Annotated in this window: 24 protein-coding genes and 1 pseudogene; 16 read left to right on the top strand and 9 right to left on the bottom strand. The window is 71.0% G+C overall.

Translation table 11 applies throughout. The annotated features are described in order from the left end of the window. Window positions 1-57: 57 nt before the first annotated feature. Window positions 58-540: an HIT family protein gene (locus ACIP94_RS29350; RefSeq protein ID WP_402432092.1), complete on the bottom strand. Its 483-nt coding sequence runs from the start codon at window positions 538-540 to the stop codon at window positions 58-60. 60 nt (window positions 541-600) lie between these two features. Here ACIP94_RS29350 and ACIP94_RS29345 point away from each other — a divergent pair, with 60 nt between their 5' ends. Further along, complete coding sequence (locus ACIP94_RS29345) at window positions 601-1,320, top strand: YqjF family protein (protein ID WP_402432089.1); 720 nt, start codon at window positions 601-603, stop codon at window positions 1,318-1,320. Here the strand turns inward: ACIP94_RS29345 and ACIP94_RS29340 are convergent. Next, a complete protein-coding gene (locus ACIP94_RS29340) occupies window positions 1,292-1,750 on the bottom strand; it encodes a phage holin family protein (RefSeq protein ID WP_402432086.1) in 459 nt (152 codons plus the stop codon). The genes ACIP94_RS29345 and ACIP94_RS29340 overlap by 29 nt on opposite strands. Window positions 1,751-1,915: 165 nt before the next feature. Between ACIP94_RS29340 and ACIP94_RS29335 the strand changes: the two genes are divergently transcribed. From ACIP94_RS29335 to ACIP94_RS29295, 9 genes are all read left to right on the top strand, one after another. Next, window positions 1,916-3,154 (top strand): hypothetical protein, encoded by a 1,239-nt coding sequence (locus ACIP94_RS29335; RefSeq protein ID WP_402432083.1) that lies wholly within the window; start codon window positions 1,916-1,918, stop codon window positions 3,152-3,154. Further along, entirely contained in the window at window positions 3,141-3,686 is a 546-nt protein-coding gene (locus tag ACIP94_RS29330) for a hemerythrin domain-containing protein (protein ID WP_402432080.1), read from the top strand. The genes ACIP94_RS29335 and ACIP94_RS29330 overlap by 14 nt, the downstream gene beginning before the upstream one ends. Continuing rightward, a complete protein-coding gene (locus ACIP94_RS29325; RefSeq protein WP_402432077.1) occupies window positions 3,683-4,810 on the top strand; it encodes a hydrogenase expression protein HypE in 1,128 nt (375 codons plus the stop codon). The genes ACIP94_RS29330 and ACIP94_RS29325 overlap by 4 nt, the downstream gene beginning before the upstream one ends. After that, complete coding sequence (locus tag ACIP94_RS29320) at window positions 4,807-6,600, top strand: nickel-dependent hydrogenase large subunit (protein ID WP_402432074.1); 1,794 nt, start codon at window positions 4,807-4,809, stop codon at window positions 6,598-6,600. The genes ACIP94_RS29325 and ACIP94_RS29320 overlap by 4 nt, the downstream gene beginning before the upstream one ends. After that, on the top strand, window positions 6,593-7,144 hold the full coding sequence (locus ACIP94_RS29315) for a NifU family protein (RefSeq protein ID WP_402432071.1): 552 nt from the start codon (window positions 6,593-6,595) through the stop codon (window positions 7,142-7,144). Before ACIP94_RS29320 ends, ACIP94_RS29315 begins: the two co-directional genes overlap by 8 nt. Further along, window positions 7,141-7,731 carry a DUF5947 family protein gene (locus tag ACIP94_RS29310; protein ID WP_402432068.1) on the top strand — a complete coding sequence of 197 codons (591 nt, stop codon included), beginning with the start codon at window positions 7,141-7,143 and terminating at the stop codon, window positions 7,729-7,731. The genes ACIP94_RS29315 and ACIP94_RS29310 overlap by 4 nt, the downstream gene beginning before the upstream one ends. A gap of 18 nt (window positions 7,732-7,749) precedes the next feature. Beyond that, complete coding sequence (locus tag ACIP94_RS29305; protein ID WP_402432065.1) at window positions 7,750-7,956, top strand: hypothetical protein; 207 nt, start codon at window positions 7,750-7,752, stop codon at window positions 7,954-7,956. 58 nt (window positions 7,957-8,014) lie between these two features. Beyond that, a complete protein-coding gene (locus tag ACIP94_RS29300) occupies window positions 8,015-8,164 on the top strand; it encodes a hypothetical protein (RefSeq protein ID WP_402432062.1) in 150 nt (49 codons plus the stop codon). Window positions 8,165-8,433: 269 nt separating this feature from the next. After that, window positions 8,434-8,655: a hypothetical protein gene (locus ACIP94_RS29295; protein ID WP_402432059.1), complete on the top strand. Its 222-nt coding sequence runs from the start codon at window positions 8,434-8,436 to the stop codon at window positions 8,653-8,655. A gap of 206 nt (window positions 8,656-8,861) precedes the next feature. Here ACIP94_RS29295 and ACIP94_RS29290 read toward each other — a convergent pair whose 3' ends face one another. From ACIP94_RS29290 to ACIP94_RS29280, 3 genes are all read right to left on the bottom strand, one after another. Then, a complete protein-coding gene (locus tag ACIP94_RS29290) occupies window positions 8,862-11,045 on the bottom strand; it encodes a SpoIIE family protein phosphatase (protein WP_402432056.1) in 2,184 nt (727 codons plus the stop codon). A 109-nt stretch (window positions 11,046-11,154) separates the two neighbouring features. After that, a complete protein-coding gene (glpK, locus tag ACIP94_RS29285) occupies window positions 11,155-12,666 on the bottom strand; it encodes a glycerol kinase GlpK (RefSeq protein WP_402432053.1) in 1,512 nt (503 codons plus the stop codon). 40 nt (window positions 12,667-12,706) lie between these two features. Continuing rightward, complete coding sequence (locus ACIP94_RS29280) at window positions 12,707-13,474, bottom strand: IclR family transcriptional regulator (RefSeq protein ID WP_402432050.1); 768 nt, start codon at window positions 13,472-13,474, stop codon at window positions 12,707-12,709. 143 nt (window positions 13,475-13,617) lie between these two features. Here ACIP94_RS29280 and ACIP94_RS29275 point away from each other — a divergent pair, with 143 nt between their 5' ends. Continuing rightward, on the top strand, window positions 13,618-14,040 hold the full coding sequence (locus tag ACIP94_RS29275; protein ID WP_402432047.1) for an ATP-binding protein: 423 nt from the start codon (window positions 13,618-13,620) through the stop codon (window positions 14,038-14,040). 117 nt (window positions 14,041-14,157) lie between these two features. Here ACIP94_RS29275 and ACIP94_RS29270 read toward each other — a convergent pair whose 3' ends face one another. Further along, window positions 14,158-15,201: an amidohydrolase family protein gene (locus tag ACIP94_RS29270; protein ID WP_402432044.1), complete on the bottom strand. Its 1,044-nt coding sequence runs from the start codon at window positions 15,199-15,201 to the stop codon at window positions 14,158-14,160. Window positions 15,202-15,261: 60 nt separating this feature from the next. Further along, complete coding sequence (locus ACIP94_RS29265) at window positions 15,262-16,881, bottom strand: FAD-dependent oxidoreductase (RefSeq protein WP_402432041.1); 1,620 nt, start codon at window positions 16,879-16,881, stop codon at window positions 15,262-15,264. 263 nt (window positions 16,882-17,144) lie between these two features. Here ACIP94_RS29265 and ACIP94_RS29260 point away from each other — a divergent pair, with 263 nt between their 5' ends. Then, window positions 17,145-18,422, top strand: a complete 1,278-nt coding sequence (locus ACIP94_RS29260; protein WP_402432038.1) for a cytochrome P450 — start codon at window positions 17,145-17,147, stop codon at window positions 18,420-18,422. 155 nt (window positions 18,423-18,577) lie between these two features. Here ACIP94_RS29260 and ACIP94_RS29255 read toward each other — a convergent pair whose 3' ends face one another. Then, window positions 18,578-19,267 (bottom strand): TMEM175 family protein, encoded by a 690-nt coding sequence (locus tag ACIP94_RS29255; protein ID WP_402432035.1) that lies wholly within the window; start codon window positions 19,265-19,267, stop codon window positions 18,578-18,580. Between the two features lie 669 nt (window positions 19,268-19,936). Between ACIP94_RS29255 and ACIP94_RS29250 the strand changes: the two genes are divergently transcribed. The 4 genes and pseudogenes from ACIP94_RS29250 to ACIP94_RS29235 form a co-directional block, all read left to right on the top strand. Beyond that, entirely contained in the window at window positions 19,937-21,271 is a 1,335-nt protein-coding gene (locus tag ACIP94_RS29250) for an MFS transporter (RefSeq protein WP_402432032.1), read from the top strand. Window positions 21,272-21,448: 177 nt separating this feature from the next. Further along, window positions 21,449-21,634 carry a hypothetical protein gene (locus ACIP94_RS29245; protein WP_402432029.1) on the top strand — a complete coding sequence of 62 codons (186 nt, stop codon included), beginning with the start codon at window positions 21,449-21,451 and terminating at the stop codon, window positions 21,632-21,634. Between the two features lie 128 nt (window positions 21,635-21,762). Continuing rightward, entirely contained in the window at window positions 21,763-23,910 is a 2,148-nt protein-coding gene (helR, locus tag ACIP94_RS29240; RefSeq protein ID WP_402432026.1) for an RNA polymerase recycling motor ATPase HelR, read from the top strand. 299 nt (window positions 23,911-24,209) lie between these two features. Next, window positions 24,210-24,449, top strand: a pseudogene (locus tag ACIP94_RS29235) (NPP1 family protein); the annotation flags it as partial. 20 nt (window positions 24,450-24,469) lie between these two features. Here ACIP94_RS29235 and ACIP94_RS29230 read toward each other — a convergent pair. Next, window positions 24,470-25,831, bottom strand: coding sequence for an MFS transporter (locus ACIP94_RS29230; RefSeq protein WP_402432023.1), 1,362 nt, complete (start codon window positions 25,829-25,831; stop codon window positions 24,470-24,472). Window positions 25,832-25,884 lie beyond the last annotated feature (53 nt).

Here is a 25,884-nt window from a genome sequence, read left to right as displayed (position 1 = left end):
GTGGCCCGGGCTCCTCGACGGCACCTGCGGTCGGTCCGCTGCGCCGGAAGCGCCGGATCAGGACGAGGGCGAGGACGAGCGGTCCAACTCCTCACCGATGGCCCGGCGCACGGCATCGTGGTCGGGGCCCAGCGCAGACCGCTCGTCCGTCCACCGCTCTCTCGGGTACAGCCACACCGGCAGCCCCACGAGGTCCCCGGCCTCCCAGGTGTATCGCGGCCACACATGCGCGTGCAGATACCCGTCGGTGTTGCCGAGGATCTCCAGATTGACCCTCCGGAAGGCCGGATCGAGGCGCCCGCAGGCGTGTTCCACGGCCTCGCCCAGCCTGTCCATGTCGGACAGGAACGCCAGCCGTCTGCTCCGCGGAAGCTCCGAGAGGCGTCGCACCGCGGGGTCGTCCGTCAGGAGCACCGAGTAGCCCGGCAGGAACTGGACGTCCCCGATCACCGCGAATCCCGCGTCGAGCCGGCGTATCACCGTCGGATTCCCGCCCCGGAGCGCACTGCCGACCCGGTCCTTGCGCCAGTCGTCCGTCATGACCGGTGACTCTATGCCAGGACCGGGGGCCGCCGCCGGTCGCGCACGTAGCCTGGAGGCATGGTGTCGAGGACCGCCGAGCACCATGTCGTCCTGCCCGTGGCCGAGGCACGGTGGCTGAGCCAGACCTTCGTCCACTGGCCCTATGAGCCACGGATCGTGCAGGCCCTGCTGCCGTCGGGCCTCACCGTCGACACGTTCGGGGGCGCGGCATGGGTCGGGTTCACGCCCTTCGTCATGTCGGGCCTGCGACCCGGTGGTCTGCCGCCCCCACGGTGGTCCTTTCCGGAGACCAACCTGCGCACCTATGCGCGCCGCCCCGACGGCCTGGACGGCCTGTGGTTCCTGTCCTTGGAGGTCGGCACGCCCGTCATGCTCGCGGGCCGGGCCATCGGCGCGCCGTACCAGCTGGGCGCCCTGACCCTGCACATCGAGGACGGCGTCGTGCGGTACGCGGGGGTCCGCCGCGGCGGCTTCCCGTCCTACTGCCTCACGGTCCGCCCCGGCGCACCGCTCGCCGCCGGCGACCTGGACATCTGGCTGACCTCCCGGTGGCGTGCCTTCACCCACACCGGCCGTGTGCTGTGGCAGACGGCCGTCGACCACGAACCCTGGAGGCTGTGCCGGGCCGATCCGGTGGACCTCCGCCAGACGCTGACGACGGCGGCCGGCCTGCCGGCGCCGTCCGGTCCCCCGGTGCTCCACTACTCGCCGGGAGTGCACGACGTACGGTTCGCGCCGCCCCGTCCCGCTACCCGGGCCCACCGTCCCGGCCGGTGATGTCGGACCGGCCGGCGACGGCCTCGTCCACCTGGTCGAACGCGTCCGCCGACGTCTGGACCCCGGTGCGCACGCGGTCCCGCGCGGCCGCCCCCAGGGCCACGGCCCCCGCGGCGTAGGCGCAGCCCAGCACGGCCGACGCACGGGGGCCGGGCAGTTTCGTCTCCAGTACCCGCAGCGCGGTCTCGTGCGCGGACCACAGTGCCAGGCCGCCGCACACCCCGGCGGCGCCGAGCAGGGCGCCGCCCGCGCCGATCCGCCGCAGCGCCGCCCTGATCTCACCCTGAACCGCGAGGATCTCGTGACGGACCAGTTGCGCGGTGTCCTGGGCCAGTCGTGCCGCCGCGTCGCCCACCGTGGCCCTGCCCTCCGCCGAGTCGTCGCCTTGCGCCTGCATCGCCTCCGCCTCCGCCTCCGTCTCGCCGCGCACCGGGTGCCGGGTCCGCCGGCGCCCACTGCCCGCGTCACCTCCCGCAGTACCCCGCCAGGCCGGCCCGTCACTCACCCGTATGCCCCCAATACGGGCTTCGCGCAATAAAAGGTGTGATGGTTGTAAACCAATGCACTGAGGGCATTCAGTCAGCGAGGAGCGACGGTGAGCGACCCTGACCTGAGGCGCGGAAGCGCAGGCGATGCGGATTCCGCGTTCGAGAAGGCGTGCGCGGTGGCCGACGCTGTCCTCTACGAGGGGTATCTGCTCTATCCGTACCGGAGGTCCTCCCCCAAGAACCGGGTGCGCTGGCAGTTCGGCATCCTCGCGCCACGCGCCTGGGCCGAGGCGCACGGCCCCGTCGCGCCCGGCCTCTCGGGGTCCGTGGAGTCCTGGCAGCAGCAGACCGAGTGCCTGCTGCGCGCCGAACCCGAGGCCGTGGTGCGGGTACGGGTGCGCTATCTGCAGACGCAGGCCCGCAGCGTCGAGCGCCGGGCCGAGGACGGCCGCCATGTGCCCGTGGACGGCCTGGAGGCCGCCGGCACCGTCCACCTCTCCTTCGAGGAGGCGGTGCCCCAGGAGCGGGACCTGGTCGTTCCGCTGGCGGACCTTCTGGCGGCGGACCGGGAGTTCGACGTGGGCGCCCCCGGTGGCGAGGAGACCGAGGACCTGCCCTCGGATGTGGGACGCCTGGTGCGCCGGCGCCGTCCCGTGCGGGCGCGGACGACGCTGAGCGCGAAACGGCTGCCCGGCCCCGGCTCCCTGTACCGGCTGCGGGTGCGCACGGAGAACACCGGCCGGTCGACGGCGGCCGCGGCGCCACGGGACGAGGCCCTCGGCCATGCCCTCATCGCGGCGCACACGTTCATCGGCGGTACGGGGCTCGGGTTCTTCTCCTCCATCGATCCGCCCGACGAGGTCGCGGGGCTCGTACGCGACTGCCGCAATCTGCACACCTTCCCGGTGCTCGCCGGCGCGGAGGGGTCCGACGGCCTGGTCCTGTCGTCGCCGATCATCCTGCCCGACCATCCGCAGGTGGCACCGGAGAGCCCCGGTGACCTGCACGACGCGGCGGAGATCGACGAGATCCTTACCCTGCGGACGCTGTTGCTCACGGACGACGAGAAACGGGAGGCCCGCGCCACCGATCCGAGAGCCGCCGGGATCCTGGACCGGGTGGAGAGCATGCCTCCGGAGGTGTGGGCCCGGCTGCACGGAGCCATCCGGTCGCTGGCTCCCGCCGCCGCGTCCGGCTCCGCCGCGGCTCCGTCCGCCCGCATGGACGGCTCCCCCGCCCCAGGCGCCCCGGCCGAGGGCGGCGGCGCGTCTCGCCCGCACATCACCGGACCGGGCGGGCGGGCCACCGCCGTCCTGGACCAGGAAGGGTGTCATGGACGCCATTGAGTTGCTGAAGCATGACCACCGGATGGTCGAGCAGTTGTTCCGCGACTATCACTCCGCCGCCTCCGGCCGACAGCGCCGGGCCGTGGTCGAGACGCTGGTCCAGGAGCTGTCCCGGCATACCGCGCTCGAGGAACTGATGGTCTATCCGCTGGCCAAGAAGGTCCTGCCGGGCGGAGTGCAGGAGACCGAGGAGCTCCTCTCCGAGCACATGGCGGCCAAGAAGACGCTTCTGGCCCTCGACAAGTTGTCCGTGGACGACGACCGCGAGAGAGAACTCGTCGAGCAGTTGCGCCAGGAGATCGAGGAACACGTGCACGAGGAGGAGGGCGAGCTGATGCCCCGGCTCCGCGATGCCGTGTCCCAGAAGGATCTGGACCGGCTCGGGGAACTGCTCGCCCAGGCGAGACAGACCGCGCCGACCCGACCGCATCCACACGCACCGGACGAGCCTCCCGCGCTGTCGCTCGCCGGACCCGTGGCCGCGGCCTACGACCGACTCCGGGACCGACTGCAAGGGAGGCCGAGGACATGACCATCGAAAGCGGGACCACGGAGGTCAGCCAGCAGCCCGCCAGGGCTGAGGACAGGCAGGGGTTCGACGAGGTTCACATTCTGTGGATCTCCGAGGGCATGAGCTGCGACGGGGACACCGTGTCGATGACGGCGGCCGGCCAGCCGGGGATCGAGGACGTCGTCCTCGGACTCGTCCCGGGCCTGCCGAAGGTGAACCTGCACAACAAGGTGCTCTCCCCCAGCCTGGGCGGCGAGGACTTCCTCGCTCCCTTCCGGGCGGCGGCACGCGGCGAACTCGAGCCGTTCGTCCTGGTGATCGAGGGGTCCATCCCCAACCAGAACATCATCGAGGGCGAGGGCTACTGGACCTCGTTCGGCAACGATCCGGAGACCGGCAACCCGCTCACCTTGAACTGGTGGATCGACCACCTCGCCCCCAAGGCCTGGGCGGTCGTCGCCGCCGGTACCTGCGCCACCTACGGCGGGATCCACGCGATGGCGGGCAATCCCACGGGCTCCATGGGCCTGGCCGACTATCTGGGCTGGGAGTTCAGGTCGCGGGCCGCGCTGCCGATCATCAACGTGCCGGGCTGCCCCATCCAGCCGGAGAACTTCATGGAGACGCTGACCTGGCTGCTGTACCACGCGGCCGGCTCGGCGCCGCCGCCCCCGCTGGACCATATGCTGCGCCCGCAGTGGCTGTTCGGGAAGACGGTGCACGAGGGCTGCGACCGCGCCGCGTACTACGAGCAGGCCGACTTCGCCAGGGACTACAACTCGCCCAAGTGCCAGGTGAAGGTGGGCTGCTGGGGTCCGGTCGTCAACTGCAACGTGCCCAAGCGCGGCTGGATGTCGGGTGTGGGCGGCTGCCCGAACGTCGGGGGCGTCTGCATCGGCTGCACCATGCCCGGTTTCCCGGACGCGTTCATGCCGTTCATGGACGAGCCGACGGGCGCCACCTTCTCGTCGGCCCTCATCCGGCCCTACGGGGCCGTCATCCGCAGGCTGCGCGGCCTCACCAACATCGCCGTCAACCGCGAGCCCAGGTGGCGTCATGACAAGGACCAGTTGACCAGCGGTTACGACCCCTACTGGCGCCCCTCGGAGGGGGCGAGCGAGAGAGCGAGGAAGGCCCGGACATGACGGCAACCGAGGCGCGGGGCACGCGACGCAAGCCTGCGCAGATCGTGGACATGTCGTGGGATCCGATCACCCGGATCGTCGGCAATCTCGGCATCTACACGAAGATCGACTTCGCCAACCGGGAAGTGGTGGAGTGCCACAGCACTTCGTCGCTGTTCCGCGGCTACTCCGTCTTCATGAGGGGCAAGGACCCGCGCGACGCGGGCTTCATCACCTCACGCATCTGCGGGATCTGCGGTGACAACCACACCACCTGTTCCAACTACGCCCAGCAGATGGCCTACGGCGTCAAACCGCCGCCGCTCGCCGACACCATCGTCAACCTGGGCGAGGCGGCCGAGTACATCTTCGACCACACCATTTTCCAGGACAACCTGGTGTTCGTGGACTTCTGCGAGGCCATGGTCAAGTCCACGAACCCGAGCGTCCTGGCCCGGGCGGAACGCACCGAGGCACGCAACGGCCACATCCACGGCTACCGCACCATCGCCGACATCATGCGCGCCTTCAACCCCTTCGAGGGCGAGGTGTACAAGGAGGCGCTCAAGGTCAGCCGGATCACCCGGGAGATGTTCTGCCTGATGGAGGGACGCCATGTCCACCCCTCGACGCTGTACCCGGGCGGCGTCGGCACGATGCCGCAGCCGACCACGTTCACCGACTACCTCTCCCGGCTGCTGCACGTCCTCGACTTCGTGAAGAAGGCCGTCACGATGAACGATGACGTCTTCGACTTCTTCTACGAGGCGCTGCCCGGTTACGAGGAGGTCGGCCGCCGCCGGATCATGCTCGGCTGCTGGGGCGCCTGGCAGAACCCGGACGTGTGCGACTACCGCTACGAGACGATGAGCGAGTGGGGCCGGGCGATGTATGTCACCCCCGGTATCATCGTGGACGGCAAACTCGTCACCAACGACCTCGTCGACATCAACCTCGGCATCAGGATCCTGCTGGGCAGTTCGTACTACGAGGACTGGGTGAACCAGGAGCCGTACGTCACCCGCGATCCGCTGGGCAACCCCGTCGACATGCGCCACCCGTGGAACCAGACCACGGTGCCGATGCCGCAGAAGCGCGACTTCGACGGCAACTACAGCTGGGTGATGAGCCCGCGCTGGTACGACGGCAACAGCGGCGACCATCTCGCCCTGGACACCGGCGGCGGCCCGCTGGCGCGGCTGTGGTCGACCGCGCTCAACGGGCTGGTCGACACCCCGTATGTGAAGGCCACGGGGCACAGCGTGCAGATCTCGCTGCCCAAGAGCGAGAAACTGCCGGAGATGACGCTGGAGTGGAGGATCCCCAAGTGGAGCAACACCCTCGAACGGGACCGGGCCCGGCCGTACTTCGTCGCCTACGCCGCCGCCATGGCCTTCCAGTTCCTGGAGAAGGCGATGGCCGCCGTCCGCGCCGGTGAGACCAAGGTCTTCGAGAACTACGAGGTGCCCGACGAGGCGATCGGCTGCGGGTTCCACGAAGCGGTGCGCGGTGTGCTCTCCCACCATGTGGTGATCAAGGACAAGAAGATCGCGAACTACCACCCGTACCCGCCGACTCCGTGGAACGGCAGTCCCCGGGACATCTACGGCACCCCCGGCCCCTACGAGGACGCCGTCCAGGGCCAGCCGATCTTCGAGGAGAACGGCCCGGACGACTTCAAGGGCGTCGACATCATGCGCACCGTGCGCAGCTTCGACCCGTGTCTGCCCTGCGGTGTGCACATGTACCTCGGCAAGGGCAACACGCTGTCCAAGCTGCACTCGCCCACCTATGGGGCGGCTCATGCCTGAGACGGTACGGCTCGACGAGGCGGCGGTCGCGGAGCGGCTGTCGCGCATCGACCGGCTGCTGGAGCGGATGCAGGGCGCTCCCGGCCCGATGACGGGCGCCGCGATCGAGGCGGTCCAGGCCCTCACCGAGGTCTACGGCGAGGCACTGGCCCGGGTCCTGGAGGGCGCCGACGGGCCGCTGGTGGAGCGCATGGCCGAAGACGAGCTGATCGGGCATCTCCTGGTGCTCCACGGCATCCATCCGGAGCCGCCGGAGCGCCGGGCCGAGCGCGCCGTCGCCGGGCTGCGGCCGGCGGTGCGCGAGCGGGGCGGTGACATCGAGCTGGACGCCGTGGAGGAAGGGGTCGCCCGGGTACGCGTGTCGGCCAAGGGATGCGGGACATCGTCCGCCGCCCTGGAGGACGCGGTCCGCGAGGCCGTGCTCGCCATGGCACCGGAACTGACCGGCGTCGAACGGGCACCGGGGGACGACGGGCGGCGGACCGCCTTCGTCCCGGTCGAGTCGCTCACCCTGCGTCCGGCGTCCGCGGGGGGACGGTCATGACCTCCGGCGCGCTGGCCCGTGTCATCCGCTCCGCCGCCGACCGGCGACCGGACGCGGAGTTCTGCGACCTGTGCGGTGCCGAGGTGGTCTCCGGGCACCGGCACCTGTTCGACACGGCCCGGGAGGCGGTGCTGTGCGCGTGCCGGCCCTGCTCTCTGCTCTTCGTCGAGGAGGGCGCGAGCGAAGGGCGTTACCGGCTGGTGCCCCGACGCAGAGTGCGTCTCCCCCCGGTCGACACGCAGGGGCTCGGCGTTCCGGTGGGACTGGCCTTCTTCGTGCGCCACGGGGACGACACGGTGACCGCGCATCTGCCGAGCCCGGCGGGGGCCACCCGCTGGGAGGCGGACCGCGCGGCCTGGCGCGAGATCGTCTCCGGCTGCCCGCAGCTCGCCACCCTCCAAGCGGACGTGGAGGCACTGCTGGTGAACACCGCGCACTCCGCGCGGCAGCACTGGATCGCTCCGGTCGACGACTGCTTCCGGATGGTGGCCATCGTCCGACGGGAGTGGCGGGGTCTTTCCGGCGGCAGCCGGGTGTGGCCCGCCGTCGAGCAGTTCTTCGAGGAGCTGACCGAACAACCGCAGTAACCGGCAAGGGAGCAGACGATGGGAAGGATCCGTGTAGGCAAGGCGCAGGTGAGTCCCGACACGCCCCAGCACGTCTCCGGACTGCATCAGGGCAACAGGGGCCCGAACAGGCGGCAGACCGGCCACCACAAGGACGGGACCGTGGACGCGCGCCGCTCGACCGGAGTGCACTGGAAGGCGCACAACGCGATCACGAAGACCATGCCGAACCTCCCTCCGGGATGACACGGCCTCCATGGCCGCGCCCGCACGGACGCGGCCACCGAGACGAGAGGAGTTGGGGATGACGGCCAAACGAGTGCTGATCGCCGAGGGGCTGCTGGTGGGCGCCGTGGCGTTGACGCTGCTCGCCAGGGAGCTGCCCGGGCTGGTCCGCGAGGTCAGGATCTGGCGGATGGTGGGAGTCCGCGGCGGTTCCCGGCAGGCGTACTGAGCGTCCCGCCGCCAGGCCTCACGCAGATGACCGCGGACCGCTCCCGGCGCGCCTCACCGTGACGGGAGCGGTCCGTCGGCATGCCCAGGGCCGTGCCGGCGCGCCGTCACCGTGCGCGGTCGCGGCGCGGCCGCGCGCCGCCGCGCCAACTGCCGGTCGGAGCTGGGGAGATAGGCGGCCATGTCCCCCGAATGGCCCCCTCTGCCCCGCGCGCAGGGCTCGGGCGGGGTCTCCTGGAAGGGGAGAGGCATCCGTCAAAGGAGCCGATCATGTATGAGATGTGTGCGGGCCCCGAGAAGCCCGGCGGCGTGCTGGTGTGGCACGTCATGGTCAAGCAGACCACAACGACCCTGTGCGGCCAGCGGCTTGTCGAGGCGGTGGATACGGCCGGTGCCCAGCAGGCGGGTCACTGTACGGCGTGTATGGCGTCGTTCGCGAAGCTGATGACGGCCCCGCCCGGGACCGGTCCCTCGGCGGTCGCGACGCACTAGGGGGTGTCCGACAATTCGCGTCGAATCAGCGCGCGGCGTCTGGTGCGGTGCATCGCAAGGCGGACGGTCATCCGCGTACTGGGGCGTACTCGGGTGATCCGACAGCGGCGAGGTGCCGTGCCTGGGGCCACCTCCCAGCCGCCAGGCTGGGGGATCGTCGCGCGCCCGGCGGGAATTGTCGGACATCCCCTGGGCACCCTCCGCCGTCAGACCGCGGACCCGACGGTGGGATGTTCCTCGACGTTCAGCAGGAGCAGGGCGGTGTCGTCGGTGCGGTCACCCGACGGCTGGGCCCGCGCGAGCAGCGCGTCGGCGATGGCGTCCAGCGGGCCGCGGGCGCCGGAGAGCACGGCCGCGAGCTCCGCGATGCCGGCGTCGTGGTCCTTGCCGTGGGTCTCGACGAGTCCGTCGGTGTACACGGCCAGCAGGGTGCCGGGAGGCAGGTCGACCTCCAGGGTGGGGTAGTCCGCCGCGGGGTCGACGCCGAGCAGGGGACCCGGCGGCAGGTCGAGCACATGACCGGGCCGGCCCGGTGGCCGCAGCAGGGGCGGGACATGGCCGGCCGTCGCCAGGTGCGCGCAGTGGCGCGCCATGTCGATGTGCGCGTACAGGCAGCTGGTGAGCAGGTCCGGGTCGAGGTCGGTGAGCAGGCGGTTGGTGCGGGCGAGGACCTCGCCCGGGGCGGCGCCCGCGACGGCGTAGGCGTGGACGGCGGTGCGCACCTGGCCCATCAGTCCGGCGGCGCTGACGTCGTGGCCCTGGACGTCGCCGATGACGGCCGCGACCTCCGTGTCGGAGAGCCGGATGAGGTCGTAGAAGTCGCCGCCGACGTCCATGCCGTGGCTGGCGGGCAGATAGCGGGCGGCCACCTGGAGTCCGGGAATGCGGGGCAGGGTGCGGGGCAGCAGACGGGCCTGGAGGCCTTCCGCCAGCTGCTGGGCGGCGTCGTACTGCCGTGCTCGGTCCAGCGCCTGGGCGATCAGGGCGCCGAGGGAGGTCAGGGTCGTGCGTTCCGGAAGGGTGAACTCGCGGGGACGTTCATAGCCGACCACGCAGATGCCGACGGCCCGCCCGGAGACCATGAGCGGCAGCCACGCCCACGCGCCCATGCCGTCGTCGATGTCGGCTCCCTCGGGATGCACCGCCCGCAGTTCCTCCCGGTCGGCGAAGAAGGACGGCACCCCCTGGTTCAGCTCCCAGGACGGCGCACCGGCGGTCAGCCCCGGCACGGAGACGTCCGAGACGAGCGGGGCGTGGTCGACGCCGTCCAGCACCTTCGGGTCGAAGCCGCGGTGGCCCACGACCCGGACCCGCCCCGCCTCCGAGACGAGCAGCGCGAAGGCCTGCGCGCGCAGGGAGAGCATGAGGTGGTCGGCCACCAGGTCGACGATCTGGCGCACGGAGGCCGCCTCGGCCAGGGCGCCGGACAGGCACATGAGGTGGGAGAGCGCGTCCAGGCGGGTGGGGCCGGCCACCGCTTCCATGCCGACGGGTTCCTGGCTCCGGGGCGCGAACACGTCGTCCGTGAGGGCGATGCGCACGCTCACGCCCGTGCGGTCCGGATAGAGCTGGAACAGCAGCCGCCCGCCGACAGGCCGGTGCGCCGTGAAGGAGGTCGGCAGCCGCTCGGCGACCGCGATCCGGTGCCGGTGCTCGTAGACGGCGTGGTCGAGCCAGGGCACCGCCTCCCAGAGCCGGGCGCCCAGGAGATGCGGGACGCTCAGGCCCAGCAGGGCGGCCGCGGTGGGGTCGACGAAGGTGATCCGGCCACGAGGGTCGAGCCGGCAGCCCCCTTCGGGCAGGGAGGCGACGAGGTCGGCGGCGGCCCGGGCCTCGCCCGGCGCCACGGGTTCGGTGGGTGGCAGGGGCAGAAAGCGCGGCTCGGATCCGGGGACGAGGCGGTTCCCGGCAGCGGCGGCACCCTGAAGCACCCAGGCGACACAGTGGCCCGCGGTGACGAGCCGGCGCCGGGCGTCCTCGTCCGGGCCGGGACCGTTCTGCGGGATCAGCACCAGGAGCGCGCCCCAGACGGCGGAAGGGGTGACGAGCGGGGTCACCGCGGCGCCGCGTGGATACGGGGAGAGCTCGACGTGCTGCGGATGGCCGCGCGCCGGTTGCCTCCCGTCCCCGGAACCGGTCCACACCGGCTGCCGCAGACGGACCGCCTCGGCCACGGGGTCACCGGGGGCGTCCGTCACCGCGATACGGCGCGGCGGTCCCATGAACTCCGGGGGCAGCCCGACACTCACGTCCAGGGCCAGGACCTCCGCACCGGGGTCGAGCAGGACGAGCGCCCCGGCGTGCGCGCCCAGGCTGTCCACCGTCCGGGCCAGCATGTGATCCAGCAGGTCCTGGACGGTGGCCGTCCGCAGGTCCTCGCTTCTGCCCATCCGCTGCGCTCACTTCGCGGAGAGTGCCTCTTTCTGCATGCTAGGTGGGGCGCGCGCCCTCGGCGTCCTGCGCCGTGCCGCCCTCGCCCACGCCGCCTCGGCGGGCGCGTCAGGAGTGCTTCGGGCGGACCCAGCCCAGGGAGCGCTCGACGGCCCGCTTCCAGGACTCGTACTCCCACTCCCGCCGTTCGGGGTCCATGTCGGGCACCCACTTGGCGGCCATGTGCCAGTTGCGCCGCAGGATCTCCAGGTCCGCCCAGTAGGTGGCCGCGAGCCCGGCGGCGTAGGCCGCACCGAGGGAGACCGTCTCGGCGACCATGGGCCGGACCACGGGCACGTCGAGGACATCGGCCAGGAACTGCATCAGCAGATTGTTGGCCGTCATGCCCCCGTCCACCTTGAGCTGCCGCAGGGCGAGCGTGGAGTCGGCGTTCATGGCGTCGACGACCTCCCGGGTCTGCCAACCGGTGGCCTCGAGCACGGCCCGGGCCAGGTGGCCCTTGGTGATGTAGGAGGTGAGGCCGACGATGACGCCGCGGGCGTCGCTGCGCCAGTGCGGGGCGAACAGGCCCGAGAAGGCGGGGACGATGTAGCAGCCGCCGTTGTCCTCGACGGTGCGTGCCAGGGTCTCTATCTCGGGCGCGCTGTTGATCAGGCCCAGCCGGTCGCGGAACCACTGGACGAGCGAGCCGGTGACCGCGATGGGTCCCTCCAGGCCGTAGACGGTGGGCTGGTTCCCGATCTTGTACGCGACGGTGGTGAGAAGCCCGTGCCGGGACCGTACGATCTCGGTACCGGTGTTCATCACCAGGAAGCTGCCGGTGCCGTAGGTGCACTTCGCCTCGCCGGGCGAGAAGCAGGTCTGCCCGAACAGGGCCGCCTGCTGGTCGCCGAGGGCGGCCGCGATGTGCACGCCCGGGAGCACCGAGCGGGCCTCGCCGTAGATCTCGGCCGACGAGCGGATCTCCGGCAGCATCGGGCGCGGCACCCCGAAGAAGTCCATCAGCTCCTGGTCCCAGGTCAGGGTCCGGAGGTTGATGAGCATGGTGCGGCTGGCGTTGGTGGCGTCGGTGATGTGCAGTCCGCCGTCCGTGCCGCCGGTCAGATTCCAGATCAGCCAGGTCTCCATGGTGCCGAAGAGCACCTCACCGGCCCGGGCGCGGCGTTCCAGCCCGTCGACATGGTCGAACATCCAGCGGATCCGGGGCGCGGAGAAGTAGGTCGAGGGAGCCAGACAGCAGCGTTCGACGAAGAACTCGTCCCCCGGCCGCTCCCTCAGCCCGTCGACCATCGGAGCGGTGCGGATGTCCTGCCAGACGATGGCCCGGCCGAGCGGAACCCCGGTCTCCCGGTCCCACAGTACGGTGGTCTCCCGCTGGTTGGCGATGCCGATCGCGACGATCTGAGCGGCGTCGATGCCGGCGTTCGACAGCGCCTCCGGGACGATGCGCTGCAGATTCCGCCAGATCTCCACGGCGTCGTGCTCGACCCAGCCGGGCCGGGGGAAGTACTGCTGGTGCTCCCGCTGGGCAACCGACACGAGCCGCCCCCGGTGGTCGAACAGAATGCATCGCGTGGATGTGGTGCCCTGGTCGATGGACAGCACATACCGTTCAACCATGATCGGGCCTGCCTTCCGATGCGTCGTGGCGGTGCGGGACCTACCAGCGGGCCGCGCCGAGATCTCTGGAGACCGCCCGTGAGGCCTCCCGGAGCAAGGTGATGAGGGCCGGCTGGGGCCGGCCCTGGCTGTCACAGATGCGCTCGACCGGCCCCGACACGCCGATCGCTCCGACGACGAGGCCGCCCTGGCCCCGGATCGGCGCGGCGACACCGGCCTCGCCCATGCTCATCTCCTGCACCTCGGCGCCCCAGCCGAGGTCCCGGATCTCGGCGAGCGAGCGGTTGAGGTCGGCGGGTGAGACCACGGTGTGCCGGGTGTACGCCTCCAGGCCGGCTTCCAGCAGTGGGTCCACGGGGGCGGCCCCGAAGGCGAGCAGGACCTTGCCGAGTGAGGAGGCGTGCAGGGGCAGCAGTGCTCCGACGTCCAGGGTCTGAAGGGTGTCGTCCGGGCGGAAGACGTGGTGGACGACGAGCACCTTGCCCTCCAGAGGGGTGCCCAGCCGGACGGCCTCCCCACTGCGGGCGGCCAGGGCATCGGCCCAGTTGATGGAGCGGGACCGCAGCTCGTTGACGTCCAGATAGCTGGTGCCGAGATGCAGCAGCGCGGCCCCGAGCTGGTATTTTCCGGTGGCTTCGTCCTGCTCCACGAAGTCCACGTGCTGGAGGGTGCGCAGAATGCCGTGGGCGGTGCCTTTCGCCAGCCCCAGCGCCGCCGCGACCTCGCCCAGTCCCAGGCGTCCGGGACCGCCGGCGAGCAGACGCAGGATCGCCGCCGCCCGTTCTATGGATTGGACCGGGCCGGCCATGAAGCGATCATAATCCGGTTTGCCACGATCCACATGCCGTTCGGCAATGACGACCGCTGTTCATTGACGTCGGGCGCTTGTCTCCCTAACGTGCCCTGACGTCCGGTTTCCGACCGACCGCGCTTTCTGGGAGAGGAGGGCACATGACAGCAACGCGGATCGACGCCGCGCCTCGCGAGGGTGTCGCCTACGTGTTCCCGCTGCCATACGCCCCCAGGGCCGTCTCGGCCGTACGGCGACGCGTGTGCGCGGTTCTGGCCACTCTGGGCGTGCCCACCGACGCCGCCGAGAATGTGCTTGTGGTGGTGTCGGAACTGCTCACCAACGCCCTGGTGCACGCGTTGCCGCCGGCCACGCTGCGGCTCACCCAGGTGCTGGTGGACGGGCGCGGCGCCGTACGCGTCGAGGTGACCGACAACGGACCCGCCAAGGGGGCCCCGGACCGGCCCGTCGACCCGGACGAGCACGGCCGGGGGCTCGGCATCGTCACCACGCTCTCGGCGCGGTGCGGTGTGCAGGTGTACCGGGGCGGTACCTGCCGGTGGGCGGAGGTGCCCGCCGGGTGAGCGCGACCGGTGTGGCGGTGCCGCCGGCGCCCGGGGGCTCGGGGACGGTGCCGGGACTCGGGCGCCCCGACGCGGTGCCGTGGACCCTCGGGCGCCCCGACGCGATGCCGTAGACGCTCAGGCGCCCCGGGTGTGGCCCGTCGCGAGCGCCGGCAGCAGACGGTGGGCGTTGTCCCGGTTGATGTGACGGCGCTGATGGTCGTCGAGCGCCGGGTCGTTGTCGAGCGCGGGCGCGGTGACCCCGGTGACCAGGTGGGAGGGGGTGGGGGGCCAGTCACTGCCGTACAGGATCCGGGAGGGACCGACGGCGGACAGCAGGCTCGGCGTGGCGGACGGGGACATGGGGCCGGCGGTGTCGTAGTAGAAACGGTGCAGGTAGTCACGCACCCGGGCCGGCTCCACCTTCGGTGACAGATGCTGACCGAACACCTCCACGCGGTTGGCGATGTACGGCAGGAAACCGCCCCCGTGCGGCAGGATGAAGGTGAGGTTCGGGTAGCGGTCGAGGGTTCCGTTGACGATCAGGCTGAGGGCCGCCCGGGTGGTGTCCATCAGAAAGTCGCACAGGAACGGCGGCACGCCCTCCAGTTCCGCGTTCCCCCCGGGGACCTCCATGGGATGGGTACTGATCACAGCCGAGCGCTCGTCGAGTTCCGCGAGGATCGCGTCCTGGGACGGATGCCCGAGATACACCCCGCGCACGCTGGTGCGCGCACTGACCCCGACCGCCCCGAGGTCGTCCATGCCGTGGTGGACCGACCAGAGCGACAGCTCCGGGCTGTCGAGGAAGACGGGGGTGTAGAACGCGAAGCGGCCGGGGTGCTCCCGGACGAGGTCGCTCGCGGCCTGGAGCGCCACGTGCGCGCTCTCCTTGCGGGTCCTCGGCTCCTGGAGCCGTCCCAGCATGGCGACCGTGAGCACACTGGTGCGGATGCCCGCCCCGTCCATCAGCGCGAGGGCGCTGCCGAGGTCCCATCGCGTCCACGACGGCAGGCTTTCGCGACGGACGATGTCGTTCTTCTCCGCCCAGTCGATCCACTGTGGCGCGGTGTAGTGGTGGTGTACGTCCACGCGTGCCCGGCGCGCGTCGGCGTCCGCCGCCGCGCCCTCGTCCACGCCGGCCACCGGAGCCGCGCCGGTGGCCGTGTGCAGTGGTGTCATGGGCGGGGCCCCGTTCCTGTGGTCGCGTCAGAAGGGTTGCGCCTGCGGGTCGTGGGTGTCTCAGCGCCCGAGGACCTGCCGGAGGACGCCGGTCAGCGTCTCCTCCCCGTGCGACGGCCGGGCATCGGCCCGCCAGGCCACGAAGCCGTCGGGCCGTACGAGGACGGCGCCTTCCGGTGTCGTGCCGTGCACCGAGGCCCAGTCCGCGCCCTCGCCGGCGTCGAGGTCGTATTCCGCGCCCCGGCCGACGGTGTACGCCTCGAGCGGTACGTTGAGCAGCGTGCCCACACTGCGGGCGGCGTCGCGCCACTGCGGACGTCCTGAGAGCAGGACGAAGGAACGCTCGTACATGTCGATGGTGGAGACCCTCTCCCCGTCGCGGGTGACCCACATGTGCGGCGCGCGGGTACCGGGGTCGGCGCGCAGGCACAGGGTGTCCGGGATGAGGGGCTCGTCCGCCGGCGCACCGATCACCGCGCCGGAGACGTAGCGGTATCCGAGCGCCGTGGTCATCAGGTCGGCGGCGTCGCTCGACGCCGACCTCGCGGAGTAGCCGGGGTGCTGCTCACGAGCCGCCTGCACCGTGGCCCGTGCGCTGGTGACCTGGGCCACCGGCCGGCGTTCGGTCTCGTAGCTGTCCAGCAGCGCGGGCCCCGCCCAGCCACGCAGTACCGCGGCGACCTTCCAGGCGATGTTGTGCGCGTCCTGGATACCGGTGTTGGAGCCGAACGCTCCGGTCGGCGGCATCTCATGGACGGCGTCGCCCATGAGGAAGACGCGTCCTTCCCGATAGCTGTTCGCGACACGGTCCGCCGCGTGCCACGGCGCCCTGCCCGTGATCTCGACGTCCAGGTCACGTACGCCCGCCGCGGCCCGGATGTGCTCGACGCACCGGTCGTCGGTGAAGTACTCCATGGTCTGTCCGCGCTCGGGGAACCAGGGCACGTGGAACACCCACTGCTCCTCGTTGTCCACGGGCAGCAGCACTCCCTCGCCCGCGGGATCGGTGACGTAACACACCACGAAGAGCTGGTCCCCCGCCACCTCGCGCAGCTTCTTGCTGCGGAAGGTGACGCTGATGTTGTGGAACAGGTCCCCGGATCCCGAGTGTTCGATGCCGAGCCGCTGGCGCACGGGGCTGCGGGGACCGTCGGCGGCGAAGAGGTAGTCCGCGTGCACCGTGTGGGTCTCGCCGGACGTCCGGTCCTGCAGGACGGCCCGCACCCCGCCGTCGTCCTGGGTGAAGGACAGCAGTTCCGTGCTGAAGCGCACGTCCCCGCCGAGGTTCCGGGCGCCTTCCAGCAGCACCGGTTCCAGATCGTTCTGGCTGCAGGCGCAGCGGACCGTCGAGCACACATCGGCCTCGGGCGGCCTGCCCGTGATCCGGGCCGAGAGCCACCGCTGGTTGCCGCTGTGCAGCGTGTCCACCTGAAGGATGCCGTGGTTCCTCGACAGGGTGGCCGCGGCTTTCCGGATCTCCGGTTCGAGGCCCGCGGTCCGGAACAGCTCCATCGTCCGCATGTTGTTGCCGCGGCCGCGCGGATGTGCGGACGTGGCCGCATGACGTTCGACGACCCGATGCCGAATGCCGAGGCGTCCGAGAAAAACGGAGGCAGACAGACCGACGAGCGATCCCCCAACCACCAGAACGGGCACGTAGTCGTTCCCGCGATCTTCCATCGCGTGCTTCTCCTCTGCGGTCCATCTCCATGACACGGCGGCCGAGGGCTTTCGCGGCTCGCGCCCAGTTCTTTTGCCACGCCGTGGTGAGCAATACGCAGTAATCACTCGTACAGCGGCAGCAACTTCCGTCGGACGCCGGGCACGTGGCCAGACGGGCGAATCTCGTTTACGGCCCGGAGCCGACCGGGGAATGGTTGACCCGAAACTCGTAGACCTGCTGTCCCGTGGCCGGGGCGGGAGCCTTCAGAAAGGCCGAGAGAATGACTCAGCTCGACGAACGGGACACCACGGACGCCACCACGGAGGCCATTTCGGCGGCATCACGCGGCTCGGCCGCGTATCGCGCCGACCCCTATCCGGTCTACGCACGCCTGCGCGCTGCGGCGCCCGTGTGCCCGCTTTCCCCGCCGCACGGGGTGGACACCTATCTGATCACCCGGTACGAGGACGCCAAGGCCGCTCTGACGGACCCGCGCATCAGCAAGGACATGTACGCGGCCATGGACGCGTACCACACCATTTTCGGTGACTCGTCCGTCGCACTCGACGACAACATGCTCTTCTCGGACCCGCCCAAGCACACCCGGCTGCGCCGCATCGTCAACAGCGCGTTTACCCCGCGTCGTATCGAATCCCTGCGTCCGCGCATTCAGGAGATCACCGACGAACTGCTGGGCCGCTGTTCCACCGACGTGCCCGTCGACCTGCTGCCGTCCTTCGCGTTCCCGCTGCCGCTCATTGTGATCTGCGAACTCATCGGAATTCCCGAGGAGGAGCGCGAGGACGTCCAGAAGTGGTGCGCCGTGGTGGCGCGTACGGGGTTCAGCAAAGAGGACAAGGAAAAGCTGGCGGTGGCCGAGGGGGCACTGCGGGACTATTTCGTCGACCTCATCGCACGCAAGCGCCGGGAGGCGACCGACGACCTGCTCGGCGTGCTCATCCGCACACAGGACGAGCAAGGCGCCATGAACGACGGCGAGTTGCTGTCCACGCTGTGGGTGCTGCTTTTCGCCGGGCACAAGACGACCGCGTACCTCATCGGCAATGCCGTTTTCAACCTGCTGACCCATCCCGATCAGCTGCGGGAGGTCCTGGCCGATCCCGAAATCCTGCCGAACGCGATCGAGGAGGTGATCCGCTATGAGGGCTCGGTGGAGAACGCCACGTTCCGGCATGCGCTCGAGGACATCACCATCGGGGACACGGTCATTCCCAAGGGCTCTCTGGTCCAGATCGCGGTGGCCTCCGCGAACCGGGATCCGGAGAAGTTCGCTGCGCCGGACACCTTCGACGTCAAACGCCAGGGGCTCCAGAGCGCGCATCTCGGATTCGGCAGCGGTCCGCACTACTGCCTCGGTGCGCCGCTCGCCAGAATGGAGATGCGGATCGCGCTGACCACTCTGTTCGAGAGGTTCCCGGACATCGAACTCGTGGCTCCCGCAGGCGAGGCGGAGTGGCTCAAGGTTCCGTTCCCCGCCTTCCGGGGCCTGGAGAAACTGCCCGTCGTCCTGGACCCGTCACGGCTCCTCGACCGCTGAGGCCGGTGCGCGGATGCCGGCCGGGGGTCCGGGGGCCCGGCCGGCGTCCTGACGGGCGAGGTGTTCCCGTGCCTCCGTGATCCGCCGAGGCTCGGCGTCCGCGCCGAGCTCGGTACAGCGGGTGAACCCGCGCATCGTAAGCCCTGGTCCAGGCCCTACGGCCGCTCGCTCCCGGTGGTCTTGCCGGTCCCCCGCGCCGCCGCGGTGGGCAGACCCTCACTCGTCACGAAGTAGAACACCGGGAGGATCACGAACACCGCGAGGGCGAGCAGAGGGGTGACCAGCGCCCCGAGCGCGCCCGCGAGGGCGTAGGCCAGCGCACCGGCCCAGGAGCGCAGCAGGCCGTGGCTCACATAGGAGGGCTCCACGTCGGGGGCCAGCAGTTCGGGACGCCAGGCGAGCCACTGGTAGAAGGCGACCCAGCTCAGGCACATCGCCGCGGCGAGGCCCGCGTAGAGCGCCACGGCGACCCGCGCGTCCGCGCCCTGCGTGTCGGCCCGCAGCGCGTCGGCGACCACGGCCGTCGGAAAGGAGAGCGCCCCGGTGGTGAACAGCAGGAAGAGGTTGGCCGCGTGCAGACCGCGGTCCATGGCGGAGATCCGGACGAAGGCCTGGTGGTGGTTGAGCCAGATGACCGCCACATAGCTGAAGGAAGCGAGATAGCCGAGGTAGGCCGGCCATTGCTCCACCAGGGCGTGGCCCAGGCCGCCCGGCTGGTGCGGCGGGTCGTGGAGGCCGAGGACCAGAAGGGTGACGGCGATGGCGAACACACCGTCACTGAAGGCTTCGGCGCGCGTGGTCTCCGAGCGGGAGAACCTGCCATCACGTATGCGGGGTCCGGACACATCGGCTCCTGACGGGGTCGATCACTGGGCGGTCGGGTGCCGAAGGAGCGGCCTACGGCACCGGGCGGCGCCGGGGAGGCGTACGCCACAGGAAGCGCCGATGGCCGCCGCCGCGGAGGAGACCGAAAGCACGCCCTGCCCGGACGTCTTCCGAGGACCCGCGCAGCCGGACGATACCCGTTCCGCGCCGAAGGCGGCGTCGCCCACGGCCCGGAAAAGGTCCGCGACCAGGCTTTACGATCCCTGTGGCCGACTGTTCGGCCCGGAACCCGGCGTCCAGGCTCGCCGTCACCCCGCGGGCGCCCTCCAGCGGTACCAACGGTGACGCGACGGCCCGGCGCGCGGGCAGCGGGCCACCTCCAGCGTCTCGTGGGTGCGGCCGTCGCCCGGGAGGCCGGCAGGCGGAGGTTCTCGGGTTCGCGGCCCAGGCGGTGCAGAACGAAGCCGTCCGGCTGGAAGAAGTCGCGGGCGAAATCCACGTGTCCCGGGGCCCGCTGACCGAACCTCGCCGCGCCGTCTGCGTGCCGAGTGAGCCTCTGCCGGACGCCGCCTCTTCACTCCCGCCCCGCCCAACGACCACAAAGTCTGTCGACATCAAGTATCTTGACCTCAAGATTGATTGGGCGGTGGAACGGGGGCCTGGCCATGCGAGGGACCGGGGATGGACTGATGGCGCAGCTGCGGCGGCCGCCGGGCGGCCGGGATGCGCGGATCATGCTGCTCGCGCAGTGTGTGGACCGGACCGGGACGGGGGTGTGGGCCGCGGCCTCCGTGCTGTACTTCACCTTCGTGAGCGGGCTGGACGCGCGCCAGGTCGGGCTGCTGCTGGGAGTGGGGGCGGTCGCGGGGATAGCCGGGTCACCGCTCGCAGGGCGAGCCGCCGAACGGTTTCCGGTGCGGGGCCTGCTGATCGGCTGTCACCTGCTGCGGCTGGTGACGATGGGTCTGCTGTTGGTCGCGAACAGCTTCGCCACCCTGCTGCCCGTGGTCACCCTCACATGCCTGGGCGAGCGAGCGGCCAAGACACTCGAGATGCTCTTCGCCACCCGGGCCGCGGGTGAGCAGCGAGCCACCTATCAAGCGCTGTCCCGCAGCGTGGCCAACGCCGGATACGCGGTCGGCGCGGGCATCGCCGCGCTCGGCCTCGGCGTGGGCACCACGAACGCCTACCGTGCGCTGATCCTGGCCGACGCACTGTCCTTCGTACTGGCCGCCACGCTGGTCTCGCGGACCGGGGAGCCGGTCGGCCACGGCCTGGTCGTGGCACCGATCGACGGCGGTACCGCCGACGGGCCGCCATCCGCCCCCAGTCCTTGGCGGGACCGCGGCTACCTGCTCTTCGTGCTGCTCGACATTCCGATGAACCTGGACGACTCGGTTCTCAACGTCGGCCTGCCGCTGTGGCTGGTGGACCACACCCGAGCGCCGCACGCGGTCGTCCCCGCCTTCCTGGTGGTCAACACCGTGCTCGTGGTGGTCCTCCAGCTTCGGGTCTCGGCATGGGCCGAAGGCCCGCGCAAGGCGGCCGGAGCAGTGGGCTGGTACGGCATGGCCCTGGCCGCCTGCTGCCTCGTACTGGCGGCCGCCACCGGCGGCGGGGCCTGGTCGGCCTCCCTCGCCATGCTGGCGGCCGCGCTCCTGGTCACCCTGGCCGAACTGATGCGCTCGGTGAGTTCCTGGGAGCTGGCGGTCAGCCTGGCGCCGCCGCGTGCCCGCGCTTCCTATCTGGGAGTGGCCGGAATGTCCCAGTCGGTACAGAAGTCGGTGGGTCCGCTGCTGCTGACCGCTGCGGTGATGACGGCCGGTCCGGCGGGCTGGCTGGCGCTCGGTGCGGCAGGCACCGGGCTGAGCCTGGTGCAGCGGCGGGCCAGCCTGCGGCGACTGGCGGCCCTCGCCGCACCGGCCGCGCCCCGACAGACCGTCAGCAGCGTCGGCGACCGGAGCGAACCGGGTGGGCAGCGGTGCGCGCGCAGGGAGGCCGACGCCGGCCGGGCTCAGGGGTGAGCCACTGCTTCGCGAGGGGGTCGTCCGGAACGGACGGCGAGAGGGAAAGGGGAGTACCCGCTCCTTTCCACTCTCAACCTATAGCGCATGGGGGGGCTTGCGGCAAGGCCCGGGTCGTACCGCAGAATCATCGGCCGAAGCCGGAACCTGCGGAAACAGGTGACTTACGAAGTGCGTGTGCTGTTGTCGACGTATGGCTCGCGTGGGGTTGTCGAACCGCCGGCGGGACTCGCGTCCCTGTCTGCCGCGCCCACCGCGGCCTTGGCCCCCGAGACGCGCGCACGGGCGAAGACCGTGGCGGGTACGATCCGCGCCGACGGGGCGACGGTGGCCGCGCGGTCGTTGCTCGACGCGATCGACTGACGGAGGCCGCCCGTGCCCGTGTGAACCGCGCGGGATCGTCGAGCCAGGACCCACAACCGAGCACCTGCCGCCTCGCCGTGCGCCCAGGGTCGCAAGACAAGAAGCGACCCCATATCGGAGCTGATGCCGTGAACCCCCCGACCACCAGCGTGTTCGCCCTTCCCGACCACCTCTCCCCCAAGGCCGACCCGACGCTGATCGCCCAGGATGAGCAGCACTTCGCGGCCATCGCGGAGTGCCTCGACGCGACGATCGCCGAACTGTCCGACCGCCTCGATGCCGAGCGGAGGGCGCCCGGCGGCCTGGGCCGGCAGGCGATGGACCGAGATGTGGAGATCCACCGTCTGACCGCTCGTCTGCGGGCGCTGCGCCGCTTCGGTCTGGACCTGTGTCTCGGACGGATGGTCCGCGCGGACAGCCCCGAGCCCGTGTACGTGGGACGGCTCGGCCTGACGGACAGCGCGGGCCGACGGCTGCTGCTCGACTGGCGCTCCCCCGCGGCCGAGCCGTTCTTCGGAGCCACCCACGCCCACCCGATGGGGCTGACCAGCCGCCGCAGGTACCGCTGGAGCCGTGGCCGGATCAGCGACTACTGGGATGAGGTGTTCACCCCGGACGGGCTGGCCGGGAACGCCGCGCTCGACGACCAGTCCGCCTTCATCGCCAGCCTGGGCGGCAACCGGTCGGCCCGGATGCGAGACGTGCTCGGCACCATCCAGGCCGACCAGGACGCCGTCATCCGCGCGGGCTCCCGCGGCGCTCTCGTGGTCGACGGCGGCCCGGGCACGGGAAAGACCGTCGTCGCCCTGCACCGCTCCGCCTACCTCCTCTACGCCGACCCCCGCCTCGGTCACCGCCGGGGCGGCGTGCTGTTCGTGGGTCCGCACCAGCCCTACCTGGGCTATGTCGCCGACGTCCTCCCCAGCCTCGGAGAGGAGGGGGTGCAGATCTGCACCCTGCGGGACCTCGTCCCCGAAGGTGCCGCGGCGGCGGCCGAGCCCGATCCGGAGGTGGCCGTTCTGAAGTCGTCGGCGAAGCTGGTGAAGGCGATCGAGACGGCCGTCCGGTTCTACGAGGAACCGCCCGCCGAAGGGATGACCGTCACGACCCACTGGTCGGACATCCAACTCAGCGCCGGCGATTGGGCCGTGGCGTTCGAGGCGGCAGAACCCGGGACTTCGCACAACGAGGCGCGCGACCAGATCTGGGAGGAGCTGCTCACGATCCTGACGGACAAGCACGACGGCGACGCCCCGCCCGACCTGCTCCGCAAGTCGCTCGCACGCAACCGGGAGTTGCTCACGGCCTTCAACAGCGCCTGGCCGCTGCTCGAGGCGACCGACCTCGTAGGAGACCTGTGGTCGGTGCCCGCCTACCTGCGGATGTGTGCTCCCTGGCTCAGCCCCGATGACGTTCGGAAGCTGCAACGCGAGAACGCCCAGGCCTGGACGGTGTCCGACCTGCCGCTCCTGGACGCGGCACGGCAGCGGCTCGGCGACCCGGAGGCGGCGCGGCGCAAGCGCCGGCAGCGTCTCTCCGTCGCCGCCGAACGCGAGCACATGACCAAGGTCGTCGACGCCTTGCTCGAGGCCGATGACGACGGCGAAGGCGCCGTGACCATGCTGCGCGGGCAGGACCTGCGGGACGCCCTGGTCGACGAGTCCGTGCCGTCCGGCGCCGAACCGGACCGGCTCGCAGGCCCGTTCGCGCACATCGTCGTGGACGAGGCTCAGGAACTCACCGACGCCCAGTGGCAGATGCTGCTGCTCCGGTGCCCGTCCCGGAGCTTCACCATCGTCGGGGACCGTGCCCAGGCCAGGCACGGGTTCAGGGAGTCGTGGCAGGAACGGCTCGAGCGGATCGGGCTCGACCATGTCCGCTTGGCCTCCCTGAGCATCAACTACCGGACGCCGGAGGAAATCATGGCCGAGGCCGAGCCGGTCATCCGAGCCGTGCTCCCCGACGCCAATGTGCCGACCTCCGTCCGCAGCGGCGGCATTCCCGTCATCCATGGATCCGCTGCGGCTCTGCACTCGATCCTCGACTCCTGGCTCGACGCGCATGCCGACGGAATCGCCTGTGTCATCGGCGATCCCACGTTCCGGGCGACCTCCCGTGTCCGGTCGCTGACCCCGGAGTTGTCGAAGGGGCTCGAGTTCGACCTGGTCGTCCTCGTCGACCCGGAGGCGTTCGGCAAGGGCATCGAAGGAGCGGTCGACCGCTATGTCGCGATGACCCGGGCGACCGGGCAACTCGTGATCCTCACAAGCTCCTGACGCCGACCGGGCGACGGCGCGCTCCCGACCGGAGAGGTCCTCCTGGCTCCCGGCCGGAGAGGGCCCCGGGTTCCCGGCCAGAGGGGCCCCCGGGTTCCCGGCCGGACGAGCGCCCGGCAATCCGCACGGCCCTCGCGAAGGATGCCTTCTGAGGTCGTATCAGGTGACGTTCAGCCGGCTTTGCGTCACTGTTCAATCAGCCGGCTCGCCCCGCTGGTCCAGTCCTTGCGAGAATCTCGCCGCCCGGTCCGCGCGTCCATCGGTGGACCCCGGGAACCGCGCCTCCGCCATGCGTCGAGGTCCAGTACGTCTCCGTGTCGCAGCACACCGGCTACCAGGTGGCCGCGCGGTCGTCGGTGCGCTTCGACGGGACCCATCCGAAGATCGTCTACCACAAGGACGGCGTCTCGACCCACGACTTCCGCTTCGCCAACACCAACGACGAACCGCCGGAGAACGTGACGAGGGGCTGGTTCTACCCGCGTCTGGTGGGCTGGAACGGCTACCCGGCCGGTTTCCGGGACAAGCTCCTGAGCGCCGCCATGCCCGCGGTGCCTGCTCAGGCGACCGGTTCGCGGGCCGTCCGGGCCGCCCTGGCCAGATCCAGGTCGGTGGTCTCGGGGGCCAGGAACTGCGAGACCAGACCGCCGAAGGCGAGCACGCCCGCGCCGACGAGGAGTACGAAGCGGGGGCCGAAGTGGTCGAGCCCCATCGGGAGCAGAAAGGTGCCGACGGCGGCGCCGACACGGCTCATGGCGGTCGCGAAGCCGACGCCCGTGGCGCGCAGCGAGGTGGGGAACACCTCCAGCGGATAGACCGCGGTCAGTGCGCTGGACGCGGCGTTGAGGAAGATGAAGAAGAGGAAGCCGACCACGATGACCGGCGTGGAGGACGGCCACACGGCGACCAGCGCGAGGCAGCCGGCCGTGATCCAGAACGGCGGGATCAGCAGCTTGCGGCGGCCGATGCGGTCCACGAGCAGACAGCCCGCGGTGACACCGGCGACGGCGGTGAAGGAGTAGACGAGCAGGGCCGCGACCGCGTTGTCGCCCATGTGGAGGGCGTCGAAGACCTGGGTCCAGAAGGTGCCGATCGCGAAGTACGGCAGTACGAGCGCGGCCCAGAAGACGCCGGCGAACACCGTGCCGCGAAGGTGCCGACGGCTGAACAGGGCGCGGAATCCCTCCTGCCCGGACTCGGCGCGGTCGTCGAGTTCGGCGCTGACGTCGATCTCGATGCCGTACTTCGCGATGAGTTCCTCGGCCTCCTCGTGGCGGCCCCTGCTCAGCAGCCAGCGGGCCGACTCCGGGATGCCGCCCCGCAGTGCCACACACACCAGGGCGATGACCGCGCTGCTGGCCAGGGACCAGCGCCAGCCGCCCTGGACATCCGCGAACACGGCGCCGACGACCGTGGCCAGCGCGTAACCGACGTACCAGCTGATCTCGAGGCTGGCCAGCAGTCTGCCGCGGCCCTGCCGCGGTGCGTACTCCGACAGCAGCGGCGCGCCGATGGCGTACTCGCCGCCGATCGCCACACCCATCAGCAACCGGATGAGGAAGAGCTGGAGTCCGTCGGTGACGAAGAACTGCAGCACCGAGCCGACCAGGAAGACGACCATGTCGACGAGGAACACCGGGCGCCGGCCGAACCGGTCGGCGAGCCGCCCGAAGAGCGGGCCGCCGACGAAGATGCCGATGAGCGGCGAGGCTCCGACCAGTCCCTCCATCACGGTGGACAGATGGAGGTCGGTGGTCAGGGCGGCCATCGCCATGCCGATGCCGCCGATGATGTAGCCGTCGATGCCCTCGCCTATCTGTGTGGCCAGCTTCAGCTTGGTGTGCAGGCGGCGGCGTTCGCGCAGCAGGGCGGGGGTCGGCGGAGTGCCGGACTGGGGTTGGGTCGCAGGCGTCGTTGCCATGAGCGGTCCTTGTCTGTTCGGTGTCCGGGCCCCGGGCCGGGTGTCAGGGACCG

The sequence above is a fragment of the Streptomyces sp. NPDC093261 genome (assembly GCF_044753645.1).
Taxonomy (GTDB): domain Bacteria; phylum Actinomycetota; class Actinomycetes; order Streptomycetales; family Streptomycetaceae; genus Streptomyces.
This window is presented reverse-complemented; position numbering and strand designations above follow the sequence as displayed.